Raw genomic sequence first — 21,442 nt, 5'->3', positions numbered from 1 at the left:
TCAGGCCTCCACGTAGACGTCAGTATAGAGCTCGGAGGGGTCCGGCTCTGGGCTTTCCTGTGCGAACTGCACGGCTTCGGCGACGATGGCTTTCACCTCGTTGTCGATGGCCTTCAGTTCTTCCTCGGTCGCCTTGGCGGCGGCGAGCAGCATCTTCAGGTGGTCGATCGGGTCGCGGGTCTTCTTGACCTCGTCCACCTCTTCCTTGGTGCGGTACTTGGCCGGATCCGACATGGAGTGGCCGCGATAGCGGTAGGTCTTCACCTCGAGGATATAGGGACCTTCGCCGGCGCGGGCGCGGGCCACGGCGCGGGCGGTGGCGTCACGGACGGCCAGGACGTCCATGCCGTCGACCTGCTCGCCCGGAATGCCGAAGCTGGCGCCGCGCATGAACAGCTCGGTCGTGGACGACGAGCGCTCGATGCTCGTGCCCATGGCGTACTGGTTGTTCTCGATGATGTAGATGGCCGGCAGCTTCCACAGCTGAGCCATGTTGAAGCTCTCGTAGACCTGACCCTGGTTCGAGGCGCCGTCGCCGAAGTAGACGAAGGCCACCGAGTCGTCGCCGCGATACTTGCCGGCGAAGGCCAGGCCGGTGCCCAGGGCCACCTGGGCGCCGACAATGCCGTGACCGCCATAGAAGCCGGTCGGCACGTCGAACATGTGCATCGAGCCGCCCTTGCCCTTGGACGAGCCGCCGATGCGGCCGGTCAACTCGGCCATGACGGCGTTCGGGTCCATGCCCGCGGCCAGCATGTGGCCATGGTCGCGGTAGCCGGTGATGATCTTGTCGTGGCCTTGCTTGACGCTCTCCTGAACGCCCACCGCCACGGCCTCCTGGCCGATGTAGAGGTGGCAGAAGCCGCCGATCAGGCCCATGCCGTAAAGCTGGCCCGCGCGCTCTTCGAAGCGGCGGATTAGGACCATCTCGCGATAGAAGCGCAGCAGGTCTTCTTTCGAAGCCTGAGGCGTGTTCGGAATCTTGTTGTCGCCCGCACTGGACGATGATTTCTGAGCGGCGGCTTTCGCCATCCGGCATCTCCCGGCTGCGCCCCAATTGTCAGGGACTCTTATCGTTACGGAAAGGGGCTTTAGCAGCCTTCGTTCCCGAAACGCAAAGCGAGCCGGTCAAGCTGTAACAATAGTTCAGGAGGCGCGGATCACGTCAGGGTTGTGCGCCGCCGGAGCGCTCAGGCGAACCACGTAGTCGCGTGGATCGGCAAAGCCGAGCACCGCTCGCGCCCGTTCTTCCAGCAGGTCCTTTGAAAGACTCTCGGTCCGCAGATAACGCACTCGAACTTCCAGATCCCGGCGCTGCTCGGTCAAGTGAGCCAACTGCGCCTCCCGTTTGGCGAGAAGCGCGTCCCGCTCGCCCCCGCTCAGCAAGCCGCGCTGCCCCGTCAGGGCCTGAACGCCCAGATAGACGATCAGGAACAGCAGGAAGGCGGACGGAAGATAGGGCTTCATCTGCTCGGGCACGACTGACGCTCCTTCTGAGCGTGAACACGGTTTCCTGATCCTGACCGAAAATGCCTAACGAACCGTAGCTTGGCCGTAATTGCGAACGCCGCCTCCGAGGTCGGAGACGGCGTCACGCACTTCTTCGTGAGAAGGTTTATTTCAGCAGCATGCCGTCGCCGAAATAGGCGGCCTGGTCGCCCAGCATCTCTTCGATACGCAGCAGCTGGTTGTATTTGGCCGTCCGGTCCGAACGAGCGAGCGAGCCGGTCTTGATCTGTCCGCAGTTGGTGGCGACGGCCAGATCGGCGATAGTCGAGTCCTCGGTTTCACCCGAACGGTGGCTCATCACCGAGGTGTAGCCGGCGCGGTGGGCCATATCGACGGCGTCCAGGGTCTCAGACAGGGTGCCGATCTGGTTGACCTTGATCAGGATGGAATTGGCCAGGCCCTCGCCGATACCGGCGGCCAGGCGACGCGGGTTGGTCACGAACAAGTCATCGCCGACCAGCTGAACGCGGTCGCCCAGACGGTCCGTCAGCAGCTTCCAGCCGTCGAAGTCGTCTTCGGCGCAGCCGTCCTCGATCGAGACGATCGGGAAACGCTCCACCAGATCGGCCAGATAGCCGACCATGCCGTCAGCGTCGAAGGATTTGCCCTCGCCCGTCAGGTTGTACTTGCCGTTCTTGAAGAACTCGGTCGAGGCCACGTCGAGGCCCAGGTGGAAGTCCTCGCCGGCCAGATAGCCGGCCGCCTGACCCGCCTTGGTGATGAAGGCCAGAGCCTCTTCGGCCGAGGCCAGGTTGGGAGCGAAGCCGCCCTCGTCCCCGACGTTGGTGTTGTGGCCGGCATCCTTCAGCGCCTTCTTCAGGGCGTGGAAGATTTCAGCCCCCATGCGCAGGGCGTCCGAGAAGCTGTCGGCGCCGGTCGGCAGGATCATGAACTCCTGAATGTCGATCGGATTGTCGGCGTGGGCGCCGCCGTTGATGATGTTCATCATCGGGGTCGGCAAGACGCGGGCCGAGACACCGCCGATGTAGCGATACAGCGGCAGGTTCGAGCTGATGGCGCTGGCCTTGGCCGCGGCCAGGGAGACGCCCAGGATGGCGTTGGCGCCCAGGCGAGCCTTGTTGTCGGTGCCGTCCAGTTCGATCAGGGCTTCGTCCAGACGGCGCTGGTCCTCGGCGTCCATGCCCGACAGGGCGTCGAAGATCTCGCCGTTGACGGCGTCGACCGCCTTCTGGACGCCCTTGCCGCCCCACATGTCCATGTCGCCGTCGCGCAGTTCGACGGCTTCATGCGCGCCCGTCGAGGCGCCCGAGGGCACGGCGGCGCGGCCAAAGCTGCCGTCTTCCAGGGTGACGTCCACCTCGACCGTCGGATTGCCCCGGCTGTCGATGATCTGGCGGGCGACGATGTCGGCGATGTCGGTCATGTGGAAGGCGCTCTGTCAGGAGGAGAAGTTCTGCCCCCGGTTTAGACCAGCCATCACCGAATCGCCAACCGGCGGCGCGCCTTCCTTCGTCAGGGCCTCAGCTACAGCCCTCGACATACTGAATGCTGGGGCCGCCCGCATGGATGAAGGCGACCTTGCCGTCGCCACCGATCTCGAACACCAGACCGCGCGCGGCAGGATCTGCGACATAGGTCCCCAGCAGAGCGTCCGCCCCCGGCCAGGTGGTCAGATAGCCCGCCGGAGCCGCCTCATACTTGTGCGGACTGAAACGCGCCGACGCGCCATAGCGGGCCTTCAACGCTTCGCCGTCGTCGCCGACGCCCGCGCCGTCCGTCGTCTTGACCGACGAGCCCTTGATGGCGGTCAGACGCGTCAGCACGCCCTTCTCCGTCATGACCAGCAGGCCCTCGGGCGCGCGCGGCGGATGATACTGACGACATTCCGAGGGCTCGGCCTCTGCGGCGTTCACGGGCGGCGGACCGACCGCGGCGTCCACCTCGGCCTGGGTCATGCCGATCTTCAACGGCCCATAGCCCTGGGGCGTCAGCACCGGGCTCGAGGTGGCGTCAGGCGCTACCGCCGAAGCGACTGATTCGGGGGGCTTTTCCTCCGACGTCTTGGCGGTTTCGGGGGCGCTGCAGGCGGCCAGGGCCAACAGGGCGACGGAACTGAGGACGGCGTTGCGGATCATGCGGAGCGCTCCAGGGGTTCAGCTTCGCCGCGCATAACGCACGAAAACGGCGCGCGATGACATCGCGCGCCGCTGAATTCTATCGTCCGGCCGTAGCCGGGACCGTCGTGAAGACTTTAGTCTTCCTTCGGGGTCATGACCTGACGGCCTTTGTACATGCCGGTCTTCAGGTCGATGTGGTGCGGACGGCGCAGCTCGCCGGTGTCCTTGTCTTCCACATAGGTGTTGGCGCCCAGGGCGTCGTGTGCACGACGCATATTGCGACGCGAGGGGGATACTTTGCGCTTCGGAACGGCCATGTCCGTCTCAATCTCTAAGTCGGTGCGCCGTGAAGACGCGAAAACAACAGCGGCGGCCCCCCGATAAGAGCCGCCACGCGAGGGCGGGCTTATGCATGAAGCCGCAACCGATTTCAAGGGTGTCAGTCGGATGACAGCCGCTTGATGATCCTGGCGGGGTTTCCAGCGACCACGACATCGGCCGGAACATCCTTCGTCACGACCGATCCGGCGCCGATCACAGACCGATCTCCAACCGTCACGCCAGCCAGAACAACCGCCCCGCCGCCAATCCAGACGTCGTTCCCGATACAGATAGGGCGGGCGCTTTCCACGCCAGAACGCCGCTCCGCCGCGCTCAGCGGGTGTTCGGGCGTCAGAAGCTGGACGCCAGGACCGCACTGGAAATCGTCGCCGATGGTGATCTGGGCGCAGTCCAGAAAGACGCTGTTGGCGTTGACGAAGGCCCGCACGCCAAAGCGGATGTTGTCGCCATAGTCGCAGAAGAAGCCAGGCATGATCGCCGCGCGTCCGTCGGTCGCCTGGACCAGTTCATTGACCAGGGCGCGACGTTTCTCGCGATCCGGCTCCTGATTGATTCGTATGGTCAGGCCGACCGCACGCGCCCGGCCAGCGACCAGTTCGGAATCGCCAGGGTCGTAGTTCAGACCCGCCAGCATCTTCTCACGCTCAGTCATGCTCATGCCTTGCACAGCGCCTCGGCCACAGCCTCGCCTATGGCCAGGGAACTGGTCAGGCCAGGGCTCTCGATGCCGAACAGGGCCATCAGGCCGTCGATGCCGTGGTGCTCGCGCCCATGCAGTTGGAAGTCCGGTTGTGCTTCGCCGGGGCCATGGATCTTCGGCCGGATACCGGCGTAGTCAGGCGTCAGGCGCTCGACCGTCACCCCCGGCCAGAAACGGCGGATGTAATGGGCGAACTCGCCCGCCTTGGCCGGATCGACCGAATAGTCCTCGGTCTCGACATAGGCCAGGTCCGGACCGAACACCCCCTGCCCGCCCAGGTCCTTGCGGTAGTGGGTGCCGAGCGCCCCGGCGATGGGCGGCGGATAGATCAGACGATTGAAGGGCGCAGGCCCCGTCAGGCGGAAATAGATCCCCTTGCCCAGATGGCGGGTCGGAACATCGCTGGCGGGATAACCGTCGATCGCCCCCGCGACGCTCTGGGCCGACAGGCCGGGCGCGGTGACCAGCAGCCGCGTCGTCAGCACCGCCCCGCCCTCTCCGCCCGCCGTGACGCGGAACCCGCCGCCCAGCAAGGACTCGGCCCGTTCGAACGGCGTGGAGACGACGACCGAGCCGCCTGCGTCCTCGATCTCACCCTGCAGAGCCAGCATGTAGTCATGACTGGCGAAGACGCCGCTCTCAGGCGACAGGATGGCGGCGTGGGCGTTCAGTTCGGGCTCCAGCGCCCGCGCCTGGGCGCCGGTCAGGTGCTCCAGCCCCTCGACGCCATTGGTGGTCGCCTGCTGGAAGATGGCCTCGATGCGTTCGACCTCGACTTCCTCGGTCGCCACCACCAGCTTGCCGCATTTCCAGTGGTCGATCTTGTGGCTTGTCAGAAAATCGTAGAGCGCGCGCCGCCCCTCGACGCAGAACTTCGCCTTCAGCGAGCCGGTCGGATAATAGAGCCCGCCGTGGATGACCTCGGAGTTGCGCGAGGAGACGCCCTGACCGATGTGGGGCTCGCTCTCCAGCACCAAGACCGACAGGCCGCGCCTAGCCAGCGCCCGCCCGCAGGCCAGCCCCACAGCCCCCGCCCCCACGACCGTCGCATCGAAGTCGAAAGGCGCAGTCATGGGTCCTACCTCTTGCCGTACAGAGCCTTGGCGCGGCCCTCGAAACACTGGATCAGCTTGTCGACCGCGCGGTCGAAATTCGCCTGTAGCATCATGTCCAGCATGCGCGACTTGAAGGCGAAGTCGATGAAGAACTCCAGACGCGTCCCCTCGGGATGCGGATGGAACTCCCAGCGGTTCTTCAGATGCTTGAACGGGCCGCGGATCAGACCGACCTCGACCTTTGGCGCGTGAATGTCGTGACGCACCCAGGTCGAAAATCGCTCGGTCAGGAAGGCGAAGCCCACCCCCGCCTCGGCGTCCAGCAGACGCACGCCCGGCGCCTCGTCGCGCTGGTTCCAGACGCGCATGGAGGTGATCCAGGGCACGAACTCTGGATAGGCCTCGACGCCCGCGACCAGCTTGGCCAGGTCTTCAGGCGCATAGGGAAGAATGCGTGTAACGCGATGGACCGCCATTCAGAGCTTAACGCGCCGAGCGGCCTGCCTGCGCCTGACGCGCGGCCTTCAGACGGGCGAAATCGTCCCCGGCGTGATGCGACGACCGCGTCAGCGGCGACGACGACACCATCAGGAAGCCCTTGGCGCGCGCGATGGCCTCATAGGCCTTGAACTCTTCGGGCGTGACGAAGCGGTCGATGGCGGCGTGCTTGCGCGTCGGCTGCAGGTACTGGCCGATGGTGATGAAGTCGACGCCGGCGGAGCGCATGTCGTCCATCACCTGCATGACCTCTTCCTTGGTCTCGCCCAGGCCGACCATGATGCCGGACTTGGTGAACTGGTTCGGGTCGCGCTCCTTGACCATCTGCAGCAGGCGCAGGGAGTGGAAGTAGCGAGCGCCCGGCCGGATCTTCAGATAGAGGCGCGGAACCGTCTCGAGGTTGTGATTGAAGACGTCGGGCGTGGCGTCGATCATCACCTCGGCCGCGCCATCCTTGCGCAGGAAGTCGGGCGTCAGAATCTCGATGGTGGTGTTGGGCGCCTGCAGGCGGATCTGGCGCACCACTTCGGCGAAGTGGGCGGCGCCGCCGTCGGCTACGTCATCGCGGTCCACCGAAGTGATGACCACGTGGTTCAGACCCATCTGCTGGACGGCCAGGCCGACCTTGGCCGGCTCTTCCGGGTCCAGGGCCTGCGGCAGGCCCGTCTTGACGTTGCAGAAGGCGCAGGCGCGCGTGCAGGTGTCGCCCATGATCATGAGCGTGGCGTGCTTCTGGCTCCAGCACTCGCCGATGTTCGGGCAGGCGGCTTCCTCGCAGACCGTCACCAGCCCCTTGGAGCGGACGATGTCCTTGGTCGCGTTATACTGGCCCGAACCGGGCGCCTTCACGCGCAGCCAGTCAGGCTTCTTCAGCACCGCCGATTCCGGGCGATTCTGTTTTTCCGGGTGACGCAGCTCGGAAGGCTTCTTCGTCAGGGTGTCGATCAGCGTGACCATAGCCGGCGGTCTGGCTCCTGTGCAGAAGGGCGGTATGTCGGCTTTCCGACCGCCAATGGCAAGCCACAGACGGTTTCAGTGATGGAGATGCGACGTTCACGCGACGTTACGCATCTTTTCAAGGCGACCTTACGTCACTAGGTTCCGGCCTCTTGTAACCGAGAGGGCCGCTGAGAGCTCTCCGAAGGAGGACGTGCTTGCGGGCTGCACTGGACCCCAAGGTCTATGATGAATCCCTGTTCGACGCGCTGATCGACGCGCGCGCCCGCTTTGGCGACAAGGAGATCCTGGAAGACCAGGATCGTCATCCCCTGACCTACACCGGCCTGATCCGCGCCGCCTTCGTGCTGGGCCGCAAGATCGCGGCCATGACGAAGCCGGGCGAGCGCGTCGGCGTCCTGCTGCCTTCCAGTGCAGGCGTCGTTGTCACCTTCTTCGGCCTGCACGCCTTCGGACGCGTGCCGGTCATGCTGAACTTCACCTCGGGCGAGGCCAATCTGAAGGCGGCGCTGAAGACGGCGGGCGTCACCAGGATCCTGTCGGCCAAGCGCTTCGTCACCCAGGCCAAGCTGGACGACCTGATGGAAGCCCTCGGCGAGGTCGCCGAGATCATCTGGCTGGACGACGTACGCAAGACCATCGGCCTGGCCGACAAACTGTATGGCCTGAGCGCCGGCATGGCCCCGCGCCGCTTCCGCGTGAAGACCGATCCCGATTCGCCGGGCGTGGTCCTCTTTACCTCGGGCAGCTTCGGTGCGCCCAAGGGCGTGGTGCTGAGCCAGCGCAATCTGGTCGCCAACGCCCGTCAGGTCGCTGCTCACATCGACCTGAAGCCTGAGTGGGTCATGTTCAACCCGCTGCCGACCTTCCACTGCTTCGGCCTGACCGGCGGGGTCATCCTGCCGCTGCTGCAGGGGATGAAGGCGTTCGAATACCCCTCGCCCCTGCACGCCAAGCAGATCACCGACCTGCTGCCCCAGGTGAAGGCCTCGATCCTGTTCGCGACCGACACCTTCCTGAACCAGTACGCCCGCGTGGCCGAACCGGGCGACTTCGCCACCCTGCAGTTCGCCGTCGCCGGGGCCGAAAAGGTCCGCGACGAGACGCGTCAGATGTTCAACACCAAGTTCGGCGGCGTCGAACTGCTGGAAGGCTATGGCGCGACCGAAGCCGCGCCTGTGGTCGCTGTGAACCATCCCGACCGCAACCGCCCCGGCACCGTCGGCCAGATCATGCCGGGCATGGAATACCGCCTGGACAAGGTCGAGGGCATCGAGGGCGGCGGCCGCCTGTATCTGCGCGGCCCCAACGTCATGGCCGGCTATATCTCGCCCAACAATCCCGAGGGCATCGAACCGCTGGAAGGCGGCTGGCATGACACCGGCGACATCGTCGACATCGACGACGAGGGCTACATCACCATCCTCGGCCGGGTGAAGCGCTTCGCCAAGGTCGGCGGGGAAATGGTCTCCCTGCTGGCGGTCGAGGACATGGCCGGCGCCGTCTGGCCCGAGCATCGCCACGCGGCGGTTTCCGTGCCCGACAGCAAGAAGGGCGAGCGTCTGATCCTCGTCACCGACCATGCCGGCGCCGAATCCGCGCGTCTTTCGGAGTGGGCGCGCGAAAACGGCGCGCCGGAGCTGGCGGTGCCGAAGAAGATCATCAAGCTGGACGCCATTCCGGTTCTGGGCACAGGCAAGACCGACTATGTCGCCATCCAGAAGTTGGTTGAGGACGCGTCGAAGGCCGGCTGATCGGGACGGCTTGCAGAGCCCGCGACTTCGCCTAACCTCCGCCTTTGCGCCTTGCGTCGATCCGGTTTGCGGAACCGGCGGTCGTGCGCCATCGGGAGGAAAGACATATGGCGAGTGCAGCGTCTATTTCGGGTTGGGCCCCGCGATTCCAAAGCGTTCTGCGGATCGTGGCCGGGCTGCTGCTGCTTCAACACGGCGCGCAGAAGATCCTGGGCTTTCCGCCCGGCGGGCATGGCGGCGCGTTCGATGTCTCCAGCCTGTCCACCCTGGCCGGCTGGTCCGGGCCTATTGAGCTGGTCGGCGGCGTCCTGATCATCCTGGGTCTGTTCACCCGCCCGACAGCCTTCATCCTGTCCGGCTTCACCGCCGTGGCCTACTGGATGGTGCACGCGCCGCAGAGCCCCTACCCGATCAACAACGGGGGCGAACTTGCGGCGCTCTACTGTTTCGTCTTCCTCTACCTGTTCTTTGCCGGTCCCGGCCCGATCGCCCTGGACAGCATGATGCGCGGCGGCCGCCGCCGCTGACGGCCAGAGACGGCGCCTGGATCAGCCGATCCGGGCGCCGGTCATGGAGATCGATCCGCCTTCGATGGCGTCGGTGAAGAAGCTGACCGCCTCGCCCGGCGCCTGCTGAGCCGCCACATAGAGCAGCGGCAGATAGTGTTCGTCGGTCGGCACGCTGAGTTGGGCCTGCTCGGCCAGATTCACCCAGTCGATCAGGGCCTCGTGGTCGCCGTTCACGAAGGCGCGCTTCACCGCCTCGTTGAAGTCGACAGCCCAGTCATAGGGCGCCCCGCCGTCGCGCTTCCACGTCCGCAAATTGTGTACGAAGTCGCCTGAGCCGGCGATCAGGACCCCCTCGTCTCGCAAGGGCTGAAGCTTCTTCGCCAGTTCATAATGGGCGCGCGCGTCGAGGGTGCGGTCCAGCGACAACTGGACAATCGGCACGTCGGCCTCGGGCCAGACATGGGCCAGCACCGACCAGGTCCCGTGATCCAGACCCCATTGCGTCGTCGCTTGCGCCCCAGTCAGTTCGGCCACCCGCGCCGCCAGCGAAGGCGAGCCGGGCGCTGGATACTGCATGGCATGAAGTTCCGCCGGGAAACCTCCGAAATCATGGATGGTTTCCGGCCGCTCCTGCGCCGTCACGCCCAGCCCGCGCGTCTCCCAATGGGCCGAAACCATGACAACGCCCTTGGGCTTGCCGACCGCCTCCCCCAGCGCGCGCCAGGCATCCGCGTAGGGACCGCCCAGGGCGTTCATCGGAGAACCGTGACCAAAGAAGATAGCGGGCTGACGCATGGCTTGACCGTTTCTGCGGCGCCTATTGCGCCAATCACTGTTACAGAACTAGTGCGACAGATCATTCCTGCAAGAGGTCACAGGGAATCCTGCTCGTATCTGAAGAGAAGATTGCCGGCGAAGTTGCATCAAATCCCCGCCACCGGGGACCTCGCGAGCGCTCGCTCAGCCTTTCGGCCCCACTAGCCACTTCGACGCAGCCACGCCATGAAAAGGTTCAAGAGCACGCCGCCCGATGAAGCCTTCATCCGCCGCGCATGCCGACCTCGGCCGCGATACACTTCAAATCCTGCACGGCCGATGGCCATCTCAGCCTCCTGCTGCGTGATTCTTCTGCTCAACCTTGCCACCTAGACGCCGTGAAATACAGCGCCGCCAGACAAGATCACGGGTCCCAAACGCCGCTCATATGGGCGATCCTCTCCTGATTCACGGCGCTGGTGTCAGGCGTGAAACGGAAGATGGGTGACGCAAACATGTCCTGGCGTTTCTGGATCGATCGCGGCGGCACGTTCACCGACATCGTCGCGCGCGCGCCGGACGGGGCCCTGCGGACCGGCAAGCTCTTGTCGGTCAATCCCGAGCAATACGCCGACGCCGCGGTCGAGGGCATTCGCCGTATCCTGAAGGCCGCCCCCGGCCCCTTGGCGGCGGGCCTGGTCGATGAGGTGCGGATGGGGACCACGGTCGCGACCAACGCCTTGCTGGAACGCAAGGGCGAGCCGACCCTGCTGGCCATCACGGCCGGGTTCGGCGATGCGCTCAGGATCGGCTGGCAGGCCCGGCCCGAACTGTTCGTCCGTCACATCGTCCTGAACGATCAGCTCTATGATCGCGTGGTCGAGATCGACGAGCGCGTCACCGCTGACGGCGCGCTGGATCGCCCGCTGGACGAAGACAAGGCGCGGGCCGACTTCGCAGCGGCCCATGCGGCAGGTTTCCGGGCCATCGCCATCGTCCTGGTCCATGGCTGGCGCTTCACCGCCCATGAGACGCGGCTGGCCCAGATCGCGCGCGAGGTCGGCTTCAAGCAGGTGTCGGTCAGTCATGAGGTCGGCGCCCTGATCAAGCTGATCGGGCGCGGCGACACCACGGTGGCGGACGCCTATCTGTCGCCCGTCCTGCGCGCCTATGTGGACCGGGTCGGGGCCGATCTGGGCGAGGCCACGCCCTTGCAGTTCATGCAGTCGTCCGGCGGGCTGACCGCGGCCGACGCCTTCCGAGGCAAGGACGCCATCCTGTCGGGCCCGGCGGGCGGCGTGGTCGCCATGGCCGAAACGGCCAAAGCCGCCGGCTTCGACCGCGTCATCGGCTTCGACATGGGCGGCACCTCGACCGACGTGTCCCACTTCGCCGGAGAGTATGAGCGGACCTCCGACGCCGTGGTGGCCGGGGTCCGTCTGCGCGCGCCGATGCTGAGCATCCATACCGTCGCGGCGGGCGGCGGCTCCATCTGCCGCTTCGACGGCGGGCGCTTGCGGGTCGGACCGGAGTCCGCCGGGGCCGTGCCGGGACCGGCCGCCTATCGTCGCGGCGGGCCGCTGACGGTGACCGACTGCAACGTCATGTTGGGCAAGCTCAGCCCCGACTTCTTCCCCGCCGTCTTCGGCCCCCACGCCGATCAGCCGCTGGACGCCGCGGCCGTGCGGACCCAGTTCGAAGCCATGGCCGCCGAGGTCACTGCCACTACCGGCCGAGCCACGACGTCCGGCGCCCTGGCCGAGGGCTTCGTCACCATCGCCGTGCAGAACATGGCCGAAGCGATCCGCTCGATCTCGATCCAGCGCGGCTATGACGTCACCCGCTATGTCCTGAACTGCTTCGGCGGCGCGGGGGGACAGCACGCCTGTCTGGTGGCCGACGCCCTGGGCATGACGAAAGTGCTGCTGCACCCGTTCGCGGGCGTGCTGTCGGCCTATGGCATGGGTCTGGCCGAGGTGCGCGCTATCCGCCAGACCACCGTGGCAGCACCTCTGGCCGCCGGTCAGGATGCAAGCCTCGCCAACCGCATCGCTGAACTGGCCAGCGCGGCGCGGGCCGATCTGGAAGCCCAGGGCTTCAGCCTCGAGGCCGTTTCGACGCTTGCTCGCGCCGAGATCAAGTTCGCCGGGTCCGACACGCCCCTGACCGTCCCCTTTGGCCCCGCCGCCGCCATGGCTGAAGCCTTCGAGGCCCTGCACCGTCGCCGCTTCGGCTTCTTCGCCGAGGGCAAGGCCCTGGTCGTCGAGACGCTAGAGGTTGAGGCCGTCGGACGCTCGGATCAGTCGCCCGCCGCGCCGCTCGCGGCCAGCGCCGCCGAACTGACCGCCGTCGCGCAACTGACCGTTCGCATGGCGGGCGAGGACCGCGCCACGCCTGTCTATCGCCGCGAGGCCCTGACGCCCGGCGTCGCTGTCGACGGTCCCGCCATCCTGCTGGAGGACACCGGCACCACCGTGGTCGAGCCGGGCTGGCGCGCCACGGTCGATGCGGCGGCCAACCTGCTGCTGCAACGGGTCGTCGCCCTGCCCGCCCGCACGGCCATCGGCACCGACGTCGATCCCATCATGCTGGAGGTGTTCAACAGCCGCTTCATGGCCTGCGCCGAACAGATGGGCGAGGCCCTGCGCGCCACGGCCTATTCGGTGAACATCAAGGAGCGGCTGGACTTCTCCTGCGCCGTCTTCGACGCGGGCGGCGCCCTGATCGCCAACGCCCCGCACATTCCGGTCCATCTGGGATCGATGGGCGAGAGCATCCGCACCGTCATCGCCTCGCGCGGCGATGCGCGCGACGGACGCGGCATGAAGCCGGGCGACGTCTATATGCTGAACGCGCCTTACAACGGCGGCACCCACCTGCCCGACATCACCGTCATCATGCCGGTGTTTCTGGACGCCGACGACGCGCCCGCCTTCTTCGTCGCGGCGCGCGGCCACCATGCCGACGTGGGCGGGATCACCCCCGGTTCCATGCCGGCGGACTCGCGCAGCGTCGACGACGAAGGGGTGCTGATTGACGACTTCCTGCTGGTGGACGCCGGGACGCTTTGCGACGCCGAAACCCGCGCCCTGTTCGCCTCCGGCCCCTGGCCGTCACGCAACGTCGATCAGAACCTGTCCGACCTGAAGGCCCAGGTCGCCGCCTGCACGCGCGGCGCCGATGAACTGATCCGCATGACCGGCGAGTTCGGGCGCGATGTCGTCGCCGCCTACATGGGCCACGTCCAGGACAACGCCGAAGAAGCCGTCCGCCGCGCCATCGCCGCCCTGAAACCCGGCGCCTTCGCCTATGAGATGGACGACGGCGCCGTCATCCGCGTGCGCATCGACGTGGACACGAAGAAGCGCTGCGCCGTGGTCGACTTCACCGGCACCAGCGACCAGTTGCCGACCAATTTCAACGCACCGCTGTCGATCGCGCGGGCGGCCACCCTCTATGTCTTCCGCACCCTGGTGGACGACGCCATTCCGCTGAACGAGGGCTGCCTGAAGCCCATCGATCTGATCGTGCCGGAAGGCTCGATGCTGAACCCGCGCTATCCGGCGGCGGTCGTGGCGGGCAATGTCGAGACCAGTCAAGCTGTGGTGGATGCGCTCTATGGCGCGCTCGGCGTCCTGGCCTCCAGCCAAGGCACAATGAACAACTTCACCTTCGGCGACGAGGCGCGTCAGTATTACGAGACCATCGCCGGCGGTTCCGGCGCCGGGCCGGGGTTTGATGGGACCAGCGCGGTCCAGACCCATATGACCAACAGCCGCCTGACCGACCCCGAGGTGCTGGAGACCCGCTTCCCGGTGTTGCTGGAGGAATTCTCTATCCGGCGCGGCTCGGGCGGCGAAGGCCTGCATCACGGCGGCGACGGAACGGTGCGACGGGTGCGCTTCCTGGAGCCGATGACGGCGGCCATCCTGTCCAACCACCGCCGCGTGCCGCCCTTTGGCGTCGCGGGCGGCGAACCGGGCGCGGTCGGGGTCAACCGGGTCGAGCGGGCCGACGCAAGCATCGAGGCGCTGGGGGCCACCGCAGAGGTCGCCATGTCGCCCGGCGACGTCTTCATCATCGAAACGCCCGGCGGCGGGGGCTTTGGCGCGAAAGACGCTTCCTGAGCCGACCGAACCGCGCAACCATTCGTCCGGGGAGGGACGAAGTTCATGCTGGTGCTTCTAGGGATTCTGATCGTGGTCGCGGGCTTTGTCGCCCGGATCAATCCGCTGGTCGTCATTCTGGTCGCGGCCATCGCGACCGGGGTGCTGGCGGCGGTTGAGCCGGGCGTGGATGCGCAGGGTCTGCTGACCGCCGGGGTCGACACGATCTCGCGCTTTGGTCAGGCTTTCAACGACAACCGCTACTTCCACATCACCTGGCTGGTGCTGCCGGTGATCGGCCTGCTGGAACGCGCGGGTCTTCAGGAACGCGCGCGCGATCTGGTCACCAAGGTCAAGGCGGCGACGGCCGGGCGACTGATGCTGATCTATCTGCTGGTGCGTCAAGCGACCTCGGCGCTGGGGCTGACCTCGCTAGGCGGCCATCCGCAGATGGTGCGCCCCCTGATCGCCCCCATGGCCGAGGGCGCGGCCGAGACCCGGCACGGCCCCCTGACCGACAAGGCCCGCTTCCGTATTCGCGGCATGGCCGCCGGCACCGACAACATCGGACTGTTCTTTGGCGAGGACATCTTCATCGCCATCGGCTCCATCGTCCTGATCGTCGGCTTCCTGGAGCAGGCGGGCATCCGGGTCGAAGCCCTGCACGTCTCCCTGTGGGCCATCCCCACCGCCGTCGTCGCCTTCCTGGTCCATGGCGTGCGGCTGCTGATGTTCGACCGACAGGTGAAGAAGGACATGGCAGTCCCCGATGTGGTCGAAGACGCGGAGGCCAGCCGATGATTACGCTGGAGCACGCCTATATCGCCACCGGCCTGATGTTCGCGGCCTTCTCCATCCTCAGCCTGCGCGATCCGCTGAACCCGACGCGGTTCCGCAGCGCCCTGTTCTGGGGCCTGATCGCCGTCTCCCTGCTGTTCGGTTCCTGGCTGGGCGGGTTCGGCAACGGCCTGCTGGTCATCGCCCTGGTCGTCATCGGCGCGACCGGCAAGCTGGGCGTCGGCAAGCCCGCCACCACCTCGCCTGAACAGCGTCAGGCCAGCGCTGCCCGCTGGAAGAACGCCCTGTTCGTGCCAGCCCTGATGGTGCCTCTGGTCGCCGTCGGTGGCACGCTGCTGGCCAAGCACACGCCCGCCGGCGCCTGGCTGATCTCGCCGGTGCAGACGACGCTGATCTCGCTGGGTCTGGGCTGCGTCGTCGCCCTGGTCGCGGCCATGATCTGGTTCCGCCCGCCGGTCATGGCCCCGGTGCAGGAGGGGCGGCGGCTGATGGACTCCATCGGCTGGGCCGCCCTCTTGCCGCAGATGCTGGCGTCCCTGGGCGCGGTCTTCCTGGCCGCCGATGTGGGTCAGGTGGTCGGCGACCTAATCGCGCGGGTCATCCCCATGACCTCGGCCTTCCTCGCCGTCTTCGCCTACTGCGCGGGCATGGCCCTGTTCACCATCATCATGGGCAATGCGTTTGCCGCCTTCCCCGTCATGACCGCCGCCATCGGCCTGCCCATCGTGGTGCATCAGTTCGGCGGCGATCCGGCCATCGTCTGCGCCATCGGCATGCTGGCCGGTTTCTGCGGGACGCTGATGACGCCCATGGCCGCCAACTTCAACGTGGTGCCGGCCAACCTGCTGGAACTGCCCGACCGCAACTCGCCTTTGAACGGGGTCATCCGCGCGCAGATCCCTACGGCGGCCATCATGCTCGTGGCCAATATGTTCCTGATGTATTTCCTCGCCTTCCGGTTCTGACATGACCCAGATCGACGCTGCCCCCAATGCTGACTTGGCCTCCCGCTTCGCCGCCACGGCCCTGGGCCATGTGACGCGGGAATATCCCAACCACATCATGCATGTGCTGACGGGACCGCAGGACGCCCGCACGCCGCGCGACATGCATCCGATCTTCTTCGGCAGCTTCGACTGGCACTCCTGCGTCCACGGCTGGTGGACCCTGTTCACCCTCTATCGCCTGCATCCCGACATGGCCGAGGCGTCCGCCATCCGCACTCTGGCCGACGACCTGTTCACGCCGCAGAACGTCGCGGGCGAGGCCGCCTATCTGGCCCGCCCTGAAAGCCGGGGGTTCGAGCGGCCCTATGGCTGGGCCTGGCTGCTGATGCTGGCCGCCGAACTGGAACGCCACGACACCGACGAGGGCCGTCGCTGGGCCGAGACCCTCCGGCCCCTGGCCCAGGTCTTCGCCGAGAGGTTCAAGACCTTCCTGCCGCTGGCGGATTACCCCGTGCGAACGGGAACTCACTACAACACCGCCTTCGCCCTGCGGCTGACGCTGGACTACGCCGAGGCCCACGACGCCGATCTGGCCGCCGCCTGCCGCGACGCCGCCCTGCGCTGGCACGCCGGGGACCGCGACTGTCAGGCCTGGGAACCGTCGCAGGACGAGTTCCTGTCGCCGGCGTTGATGGAGGCCGTGCTGATGCGGCGCGTCTTGCCAGCGTCCGATTTCCAGACCTGGTTCGACGCCTTCCTGCCCCGTTTGGGCGACGGCCATCCCGCGACGCTCCTGTCTCCGGCCCGCGTCAGCGACCGCACCGACGGCAAGATCGCGCACCTGGACGGCCTGAATCTGAGCCGTGGCTGGTGCTGGCGCGAGATCATCGCCGCCCTGCCGGCCCAAGACCCCCGCCGCACGGTCGGAGCACAGGCGGCGGGGGTCCACCTTGAAGCCGCCCTGCCCCATGTGACCGGCGACTACATGGGCGAGCACTGGCTCGCCAGTTTCGCCCTGCTGGCCTTGATCACGCTCGAGTGAGGGTTGCGCGCTCAGCGGGCAGAAAAGAAGGCGCGATACGGGCTGGCAAGGAGCCTTCAGCGCCGAAGTAAAATGGTAGGCGGCGACGGGTTCGAACCGCCGACCCTCTCGGTGTAAATCGCCCCGAATGCCATTTCAGGGTGTTTCATCGCATTACAATATAGTCCTAAGTTCCTGAATATATTGAAGTTGGCATTTGCACGCCTGTGCACCGGTTTGCATCGAATCTTGCACCAACTGCCCCCCTATTGCCCCCCTAGATGGTAGGCTGGCGGCGTCTGATTTGCTCAGGACGCTGCTGCGATGCCAACCCAGGTCATCATCACGACCGATCGCCAGATCGCCGGCCTAAAGCCGCTCGAGTGTCGATTCGAGCGCCGGGTTTCTGGCGCGCGAGGCCTCAGCGTCAGAGTATGGCCGTCGGGCCTGAGGCAGTTCGAGGTGCGATTCGCGATCAAAGACGGACCTCGACGGCGTGTGATCCTCGGCGACTATCCGGAGGTGTCGCTCGCCGACGCCCGGCAAAAGGCGACGGAACTCAGGTTGGAACTTCTCAAGGGCGTCGACCCCGTGGCGGCGCGCGCCGCCGCCCAACTGCCCGCTCCGCCGCAGGACACTTTGGACGAAGTCGCGCAGACCTACTGGGCTGCAGCGGAGTTAGGTCTGCATGGCGGCCGCCGAAGACCTAAACGCCCTCGAACGATCGCCAACGAGCGCCACCTTTGGAAGCGTCACATCTCGTCTTCCCTCGGCACGACGGCGCCACGCGATTTGAAGCGCGCGGAGGTCAAGACCTTCATGCGTTCGCTCGTGACCGAGCGGCGCCTCTCCGCCGCCAGCGCGGCTTCGATTGGCGGGCTTCTTCACAGCGTCATGGCCTTCTGTGTTCAGGAAGAGATGGTCGACGCCAACCCCGTGGTCGGGCTTGCTCGACCTTTGGGCCTGGTTTCCCGCGACCGGATGCTGGACGACGCCGGACTGCGGCTGGTCTGGGACATTGCGCGGGACGGCGTACAGCCGCGGCCGCCGGGCTACCTCAACATCGGCCTTGCAGCACGGCCGGAGCCCGTGATGGCGCTCGCCATCCAGTTGCTCATGCTCACCCTGACGCGCCGCAATGAAGTCGCGGGTGCGCGCAAGTCAGAGTTCGACCTGGACGCCGCGCTCTGGGTGATCCCGGCCAACCGGGCCAAGGCCAATCATCAGCACGTCGTCCCGTTGAGCCCTCAGGCTCTGTCCGTGCTTGCGGCGGCGTTTGCGCTCGATCCCGACAGCCCCTTCGTTTTCCCCTCCCCGCGCGTCGCCGATCAATGCATTGACGAGCAGGCGATCACGCGAACCTTTTCCCGCATCTTCGAGCGTAGAAAACTACCGCTCCGATCGCCTCACGATGTCCGACGAACGGGTGCGACCACCTTGACGGGGCGCTACGGCGTCACCCGTTTCATCGTCGGGCTCGTTCTCGGCCATACGCCAAAAGACGGCGCCGCAGTCACCGCCGTCTACGACCGTCACACCTATATACCGGAGAAGCGCTGCGCTCTCGTCAAATGGTCGGAGCACCTTACCGGAACGCGATCCGATGCAGCTTCTGCTTTGGTTGCCGACGAGGCCGTTGCTCCCAGTCGAACCGAGGACCTGGCGGCGGCCAAGGTCCGTGCACTCGCGCTCTGCGCTGACGGCAGGGCGCAGCAGGCGGTGCTGACGATGTGCATGGCGGCTAGTCGGGAGGGCTCGGTATCACAGACCCACCTCGATTTACTGTCAGCCGTCGGCCTGGACCTCGCCAGCCGCAATGACTGGTCGGAGCTGGAGGCGTGGATCAACGGCTTTGGCTGAACGGTGAAATCGAAACCTGGGGACGTTCGGCCAGACCCCGATCAGGCGCCCACCGGCTGATCTGTGACGCGTGGTTTCTGGGGCACGCTCGCCATGGCCGTCACAGCAGGCAGTGGCCGCCCTTTCGGCGTCGCCGCCTGAGTCAAAGGCATCCCGCAACTGTCCGCGGCGGCCAGCCTCCTTCCAGGAGCGCGGGCTCACCCGGGCTGCTCCTGATGAGCCACACGATCAGTCGCTGTCCGCTTCGCTTTCAGGAGCCCGCCGCCCGCCGCTCAGACCGGGTTCGTACAGGCCCGTGGCGATGCCGGCGAGGATCCCTTCGACCCGTACGCGCGGACCGAACCGCCGACAGGGATCCAGGTCAGGTCTCGGGCGCAACGCACGGTCACTGGGCGCAAGGGCGTCGCCTACCATGTCGCCCAGGGGCTCCGCCAGTTGATGAGCATCGCCGATGCGCGACAGCGACGGCCTATCGGTGCCCACCACCATGGCGTCGCGCCGCCAGACAATGGCGGCGGCCTGGCGACCGTCCGGCGCCAGCAGCTCGGCCTCCGCGCCGAGGCCGCCCGTGCCGCCGGGCGCCCTCACCTTGATCGGACCGGGGATGAAGAAGTTGGCGACGGCAGCCGCCGCCGAGCCGGCCTGATGCGTCGGCCGAATATAGGTAACGCCGACGCGCACCGTTCCGGCCTGGGGATCGGGTTGATCCAAAATCTCGAACCGCTCGCTCAATTCGTAGCAGAGCTGCCGATCCACCTCGTTCATCACCGCGCGCCGGTCGTCATCAGAAAGCACTGGATCCTTGACGCCGAAGACCTCGGCGGGCGCCACCCATAGCCGGGTGATGCTGGAAGCCAAGGCCTCTTCCCGCCGCTGCGAGACCGAGGCGCGCACCACGTCCGTTCTGGGCGCCAGGCCTTCATAGGTCGTCAGAAAGCCAGTGTGCGACGGCGCGGCGCCGCTGGCGCAGGCTCCCGTGGCCATGGCCAGAACCGCCGCCCCCATCCCGCGAAACCCCTTGCCGGCCATCCTCGTGTCTCCCTCTTCTGCGGAGGAATACGCACGGATTGAGTGATCAGATTTACGGCAGATGCCGGGTCTCGCGCACGAGGGCGAGATCATAGCCGATCGCGGCCGTGCGGGTCATGATGGTCGCCTTGACCGCATCCGAGGGGTTCGCCGTCCGGCTCATCAGCCACAGATACCGGCCGGACGGCTCGCCGGCCGCGACGACGAGGAGAATGGACGCGCGTCTCAAAGCCATCGGGAATCCACGGTTGAGGATCAGGCGCGCTGCAGGGCCATCTGGATCACATCGGTACGGCCCGACCGGAAGCCGGCCTCGCAGTAGGCGAGGTAGAAGCGCCAGAGGCGATGGAAGCGGTCATCGAAGCTCGCCTCCGTCCTGACGATCTCGCCCCAGGCGCTTTCGAAGCGTCGGGCCCATTCGGCGAGGGTCTCGGCGTAGTCGCCGCCGAAACGCACGATCCCCGCCTCGACCAGGCCCGCGCTGGAGATGTCAGGCGCCATCCGCGCTTCGGACGGCAGGCAGCCTCCGGGGAAAACATACTTCTGGATGAAGTCTGTACGCGCGTCATACTCGTCGAACAGGTCGTCCTGAATGGTGATGATTTGCAGGCCCGCGCGGCCGCCGGGCGTCAGCACCTCATGGACCTTCTGGAAATAGGTCGGCCAGTACTCGCGCCCGACCGCCTCGAACATCTCGATCGAGGCGACGCGGTCGAACCGGCCCTCCACATCGCGATAGTCGATCAGCCGGATGTCGGCACGGTCGGCCAGCCCAGCCTCGAACAGGCGACGGCGCGCATAGTCATGTTGCTCTCGCGAGATGGTGACGCCGGTGACGACCGCCCCGACCTCGCGCGCCGCGAACTCGGCGAAACCGCCCCAGCCGCAGCCGATTTCAAGCACGCTATGCCCCGGTTGCAGGTCCATCATCCTCACCAAAGAGGCGTATTTGGCGCGCTGTGCGTCCTGTAGGGACTGCCCCGCCCCTTCATACCGCGCGGACGAATAGGTCATCGAGGGGTCCAGCCAGGCCCCGTAGAAGGCGTTGCCGAGGTCGTAGTGGGCGTGGATGTTCCGGCGCGAGCCGCGTCGACTGTTCCGGTTCAACCGATGCCCGAACCAGTTGACCAAGTTCATCACCGGATTGCCGTCGAACAAGCGCCGGATGTGGTCGTAGTTGTTGACCAGGGTCTCCAGCAGGATCGCCAGATCGGGGGTGTCCCACTCGCCCGCCATGTAGCCTTCTGCAAAGCCGATATCCCCGCTTTTCAGCACGCGCGCGGCGAACCGAGGGTCGCGGATGGTCAGGACCGCGGCGTGGCCGGGGTCACTGCCTGTCAACTGATGGCGAGCGCCGTCGGGCAGGACGAGGGTCAACCGCCCCCAGGTCCAGTTGGCGGATAGCAGGCGCATAACCAGGGCGAAAACCGGAGACGCCGTCCGCCTGTCGTTACGTTCGCCATAGAAGGTGGTGGTCATGAGATCAGACGACTCTTGCGCGGAGGACGGCGCGCCCCGGGGAT

At 66.4% G+C, this 21,442-nt stretch carries 20 protein-coding genes; 7 read left to right on the top strand and 13 right to left on the bottom strand.

Features of this window, described 5'->3' with window-relative positions; all coding sequences use genetic code 11:
- The 9 genes from pdhA to lipA all read right to left on the bottom strand — a co-directional run bounded on the left by pdhA (window position 1) and on the right by lipA (window position 7,139).
- Window positions 1–1,032, bottom strand: coding sequence for a pyruvate dehydrogenase (acetyl-transferring) E1 component subunit alpha (pdhA, locus tag ACR9FL_RS08630; protein ID WP_105564519.1), 1,032 nt, complete (start codon window positions 1,030–1,032; stop codon window positions 1–3).
- A 114-nt stretch (window positions 1,033–1,146) separates the two neighbouring features.
- Entirely contained in the window at window positions 1,147–1,467 is a 321-nt protein-coding gene (locus ACR9FL_RS08625) for an FtsB family cell division protein (RefSeq protein WP_436358134.1), read from the bottom strand.
- A gap of 148 nt (window positions 1,468–1,615) precedes the next feature.
- Window positions 1,616–2,893, bottom strand: coding sequence for a phosphopyruvate hydratase (gene eno, locus ACR9FL_RS08620; protein ID WP_105564518.1), 1,278 nt, complete (start codon window positions 2,891–2,893; stop codon window positions 1,616–1,618).
- Window positions 2,894–2,990: 97 nt separating this feature from the next.
- Window positions 2,991–3,605 (bottom strand): hypothetical protein, encoded by a 615-nt coding sequence (locus ACR9FL_RS08615; RefSeq protein ID WP_436357996.1) that lies wholly within the window; start codon window positions 3,603–3,605, stop codon window positions 2,991–2,993.
- 116 nt (window positions 3,606–3,721) lie between these two features.
- Window positions 3,722–3,904, bottom strand: a complete 183-nt coding sequence (rpmF, locus tag ACR9FL_RS08610; protein WP_105564516.1) for a 50S ribosomal protein L32 — start codon at window positions 3,902–3,904, stop codon at window positions 3,722–3,724.
- 122 nt (window positions 3,905–4,026) lie between these two features.
- Window positions 4,027–4,587 (bottom strand): sugar O-acetyltransferase, encoded by a 561-nt coding sequence (locus tag ACR9FL_RS08605; protein WP_436357995.1) that lies wholly within the window; start codon window positions 4,585–4,587, stop codon window positions 4,027–4,029.
- Complete coding sequence (locus tag ACR9FL_RS08600) at window positions 4,584–5,702, bottom strand: NAD(P)/FAD-dependent oxidoreductase (RefSeq protein WP_436357994.1); 1,119 nt, start codon at window positions 5,700–5,702, stop codon at window positions 4,584–4,586. Before ACR9FL_RS08600 ends, ACR9FL_RS08605 begins: the two co-directional genes overlap by 4 nt.
- A 5-nt stretch (window positions 5,703–5,707) precedes the next feature.
- On the bottom strand, window positions 5,708–6,160 hold the full coding sequence (locus ACR9FL_RS08595; protein WP_296174459.1) for a type II toxin-antitoxin system RatA family toxin: 453 nt from the start codon (window positions 6,158–6,160) through the stop codon (window positions 5,708–5,710).
- A 7-nt stretch (window positions 6,161–6,167) separates the two neighbouring features.
- Window positions 6,168–7,139, bottom strand: coding sequence for a lipoyl synthase (lipA, locus tag ACR9FL_RS08590; protein ID WP_296174457.1), 972 nt, complete (start codon window positions 7,137–7,139; stop codon window positions 6,168–6,170).
- A 197-nt stretch (window positions 7,140–7,336) separates the two neighbouring features.
- Here lipA and ACR9FL_RS08585 point away from each other — a divergent pair, with 197 nt between their 5' ends.
- Both ACR9FL_RS08585 and ACR9FL_RS08580 read left to right on the top strand, forming a co-directional pair.
- The gene (locus ACR9FL_RS08585) at window positions 7,337–8,893 is read left to right on the top strand and encodes an AMP-binding protein (RefSeq protein WP_436357993.1); all 1,557 of its coding nucleotides are present in this window, start codon (window positions 7,337–7,339) and stop codon (window positions 8,891–8,893) included.
- Window positions 8,894–9,060: 167 nt separating this feature from the next.
- Complete coding sequence (locus ACR9FL_RS08580; RefSeq protein WP_436357992.1) at window positions 9,061–9,420, top strand: DoxX family protein; 360 nt, start codon at window positions 9,061–9,063, stop codon at window positions 9,418–9,420.
- 21 nt (window positions 9,421–9,441) lie between these two features.
- On the opposite strand, the gene ygiD is transcribed toward ACR9FL_RS08580, so the two are convergent.
- Window positions 9,442–10,197: a 4,5-DOPA dioxygenase extradiol gene (gene ygiD / locus ACR9FL_RS08575; protein WP_436357991.1), complete on the bottom strand. Its 756-nt coding sequence runs from the start codon at window positions 10,195–10,197 to the stop codon at window positions 9,442–9,444.
- Window positions 10,198–10,658: 461 nt separating this feature from the next.
- On the opposite strand from ygiD, the gene ACR9FL_RS08570 reads away from it, so the two are divergent.
- From ACR9FL_RS08570 to ACR9FL_RS08550, 5 genes are all read left to right on the top strand, one after another.
- Window positions 10,659–14,285 (top strand): hydantoinase B/oxoprolinase family protein, encoded by a 3,627-nt coding sequence (locus tag ACR9FL_RS08570; RefSeq protein ID WP_436357990.1) that lies wholly within the window; start codon window positions 10,659–10,661, stop codon window positions 14,283–14,285.
- 45 nt (window positions 14,286–14,330) lie between these two features.
- Complete coding sequence (locus ACR9FL_RS08565) at window positions 14,331–15,065, top strand: DUF969 domain-containing protein (protein WP_436357989.1); 735 nt, start codon at window positions 14,331–14,333, stop codon at window positions 15,063–15,065.
- The gene (locus tag ACR9FL_RS08560) at window positions 15,062–16,027 is read left to right on the top strand and encodes a DUF979 domain-containing protein (RefSeq protein ID WP_436357988.1); all 966 of its coding nucleotides are present in this window, start codon (window positions 15,062–15,064) and stop codon (window positions 16,025–16,027) included. The genes ACR9FL_RS08565 and ACR9FL_RS08560 overlap by 4 nt, the downstream gene beginning before the upstream one ends.
- Before the next feature lies 1 nt (window position 16,028).
- The gene (locus tag ACR9FL_RS08555) at window positions 16,029–17,051 is read left to right on the top strand and encodes a DUF2891 domain-containing protein (RefSeq protein ID WP_436357987.1); all 1,023 of its coding nucleotides are present in this window, start codon (window positions 16,029–16,031) and stop codon (window positions 17,049–17,051) included.
- Window positions 17,052–17,354: 303 nt separating this feature from the next.
- Window positions 17,355–18,890 carry a tyrosine-type recombinase/integrase gene (locus tag ACR9FL_RS08550; RefSeq protein ID WP_314428913.1) on the top strand — a complete coding sequence of 512 codons (1,536 nt, stop codon included), beginning with the start codon at window positions 17,355–17,357 and terminating at the stop codon, window positions 18,888–18,890.
- Window positions 18,891–19,118: 228 nt separating this feature from the next.
- Here ACR9FL_RS08550 and ACR9FL_RS08545 read toward each other — a convergent pair whose 3' ends face one another.
- Genes ACR9FL_RS08545 through ACR9FL_RS08535 form a run of 3 tightly spaced genes read right to left on the bottom strand, consistent with a single transcriptional unit; the run spans window position 19,119 to window position 21,398 of the window.
- Window positions 19,119–19,919: a DUF3313 family protein gene (locus ACR9FL_RS08545; protein WP_436357986.1), complete on the bottom strand. Its 801-nt coding sequence runs from the start codon at window positions 19,917–19,919 to the stop codon at window positions 19,119–19,121.
- 52 nt (window positions 19,920–19,971) lie between these two features.
- A complete protein-coding gene (locus ACR9FL_RS08540) occupies window positions 19,972–20,154 on the bottom strand; it encodes a lipocalin family protein (RefSeq protein ID WP_105564503.1) in 183 nt (60 codons plus the stop codon).
- A 20-nt stretch (window positions 20,155–20,174) separates the two neighbouring features.
- A complete protein-coding gene (locus ACR9FL_RS08535; RefSeq protein ID WP_428980001.1) occupies window positions 20,175–21,398 on the bottom strand; it encodes a class I SAM-dependent methyltransferase in 1,224 nt (407 codons plus the stop codon).
- Window positions 21,399–21,442: the final 44 nt, after the last annotated feature.

Source organism: Brevundimonas sp. CEF1, from assembly GCF_051353055.1.
Classification (GTDB): domain Bacteria; phylum Pseudomonadota; class Alphaproteobacteria; order Caulobacterales; family Caulobacteraceae; genus Brevundimonas.
Note: the sequence above shows the minus strand (reverse complement) of the source record. Positions and strands in the feature narration are given on the sequence as shown.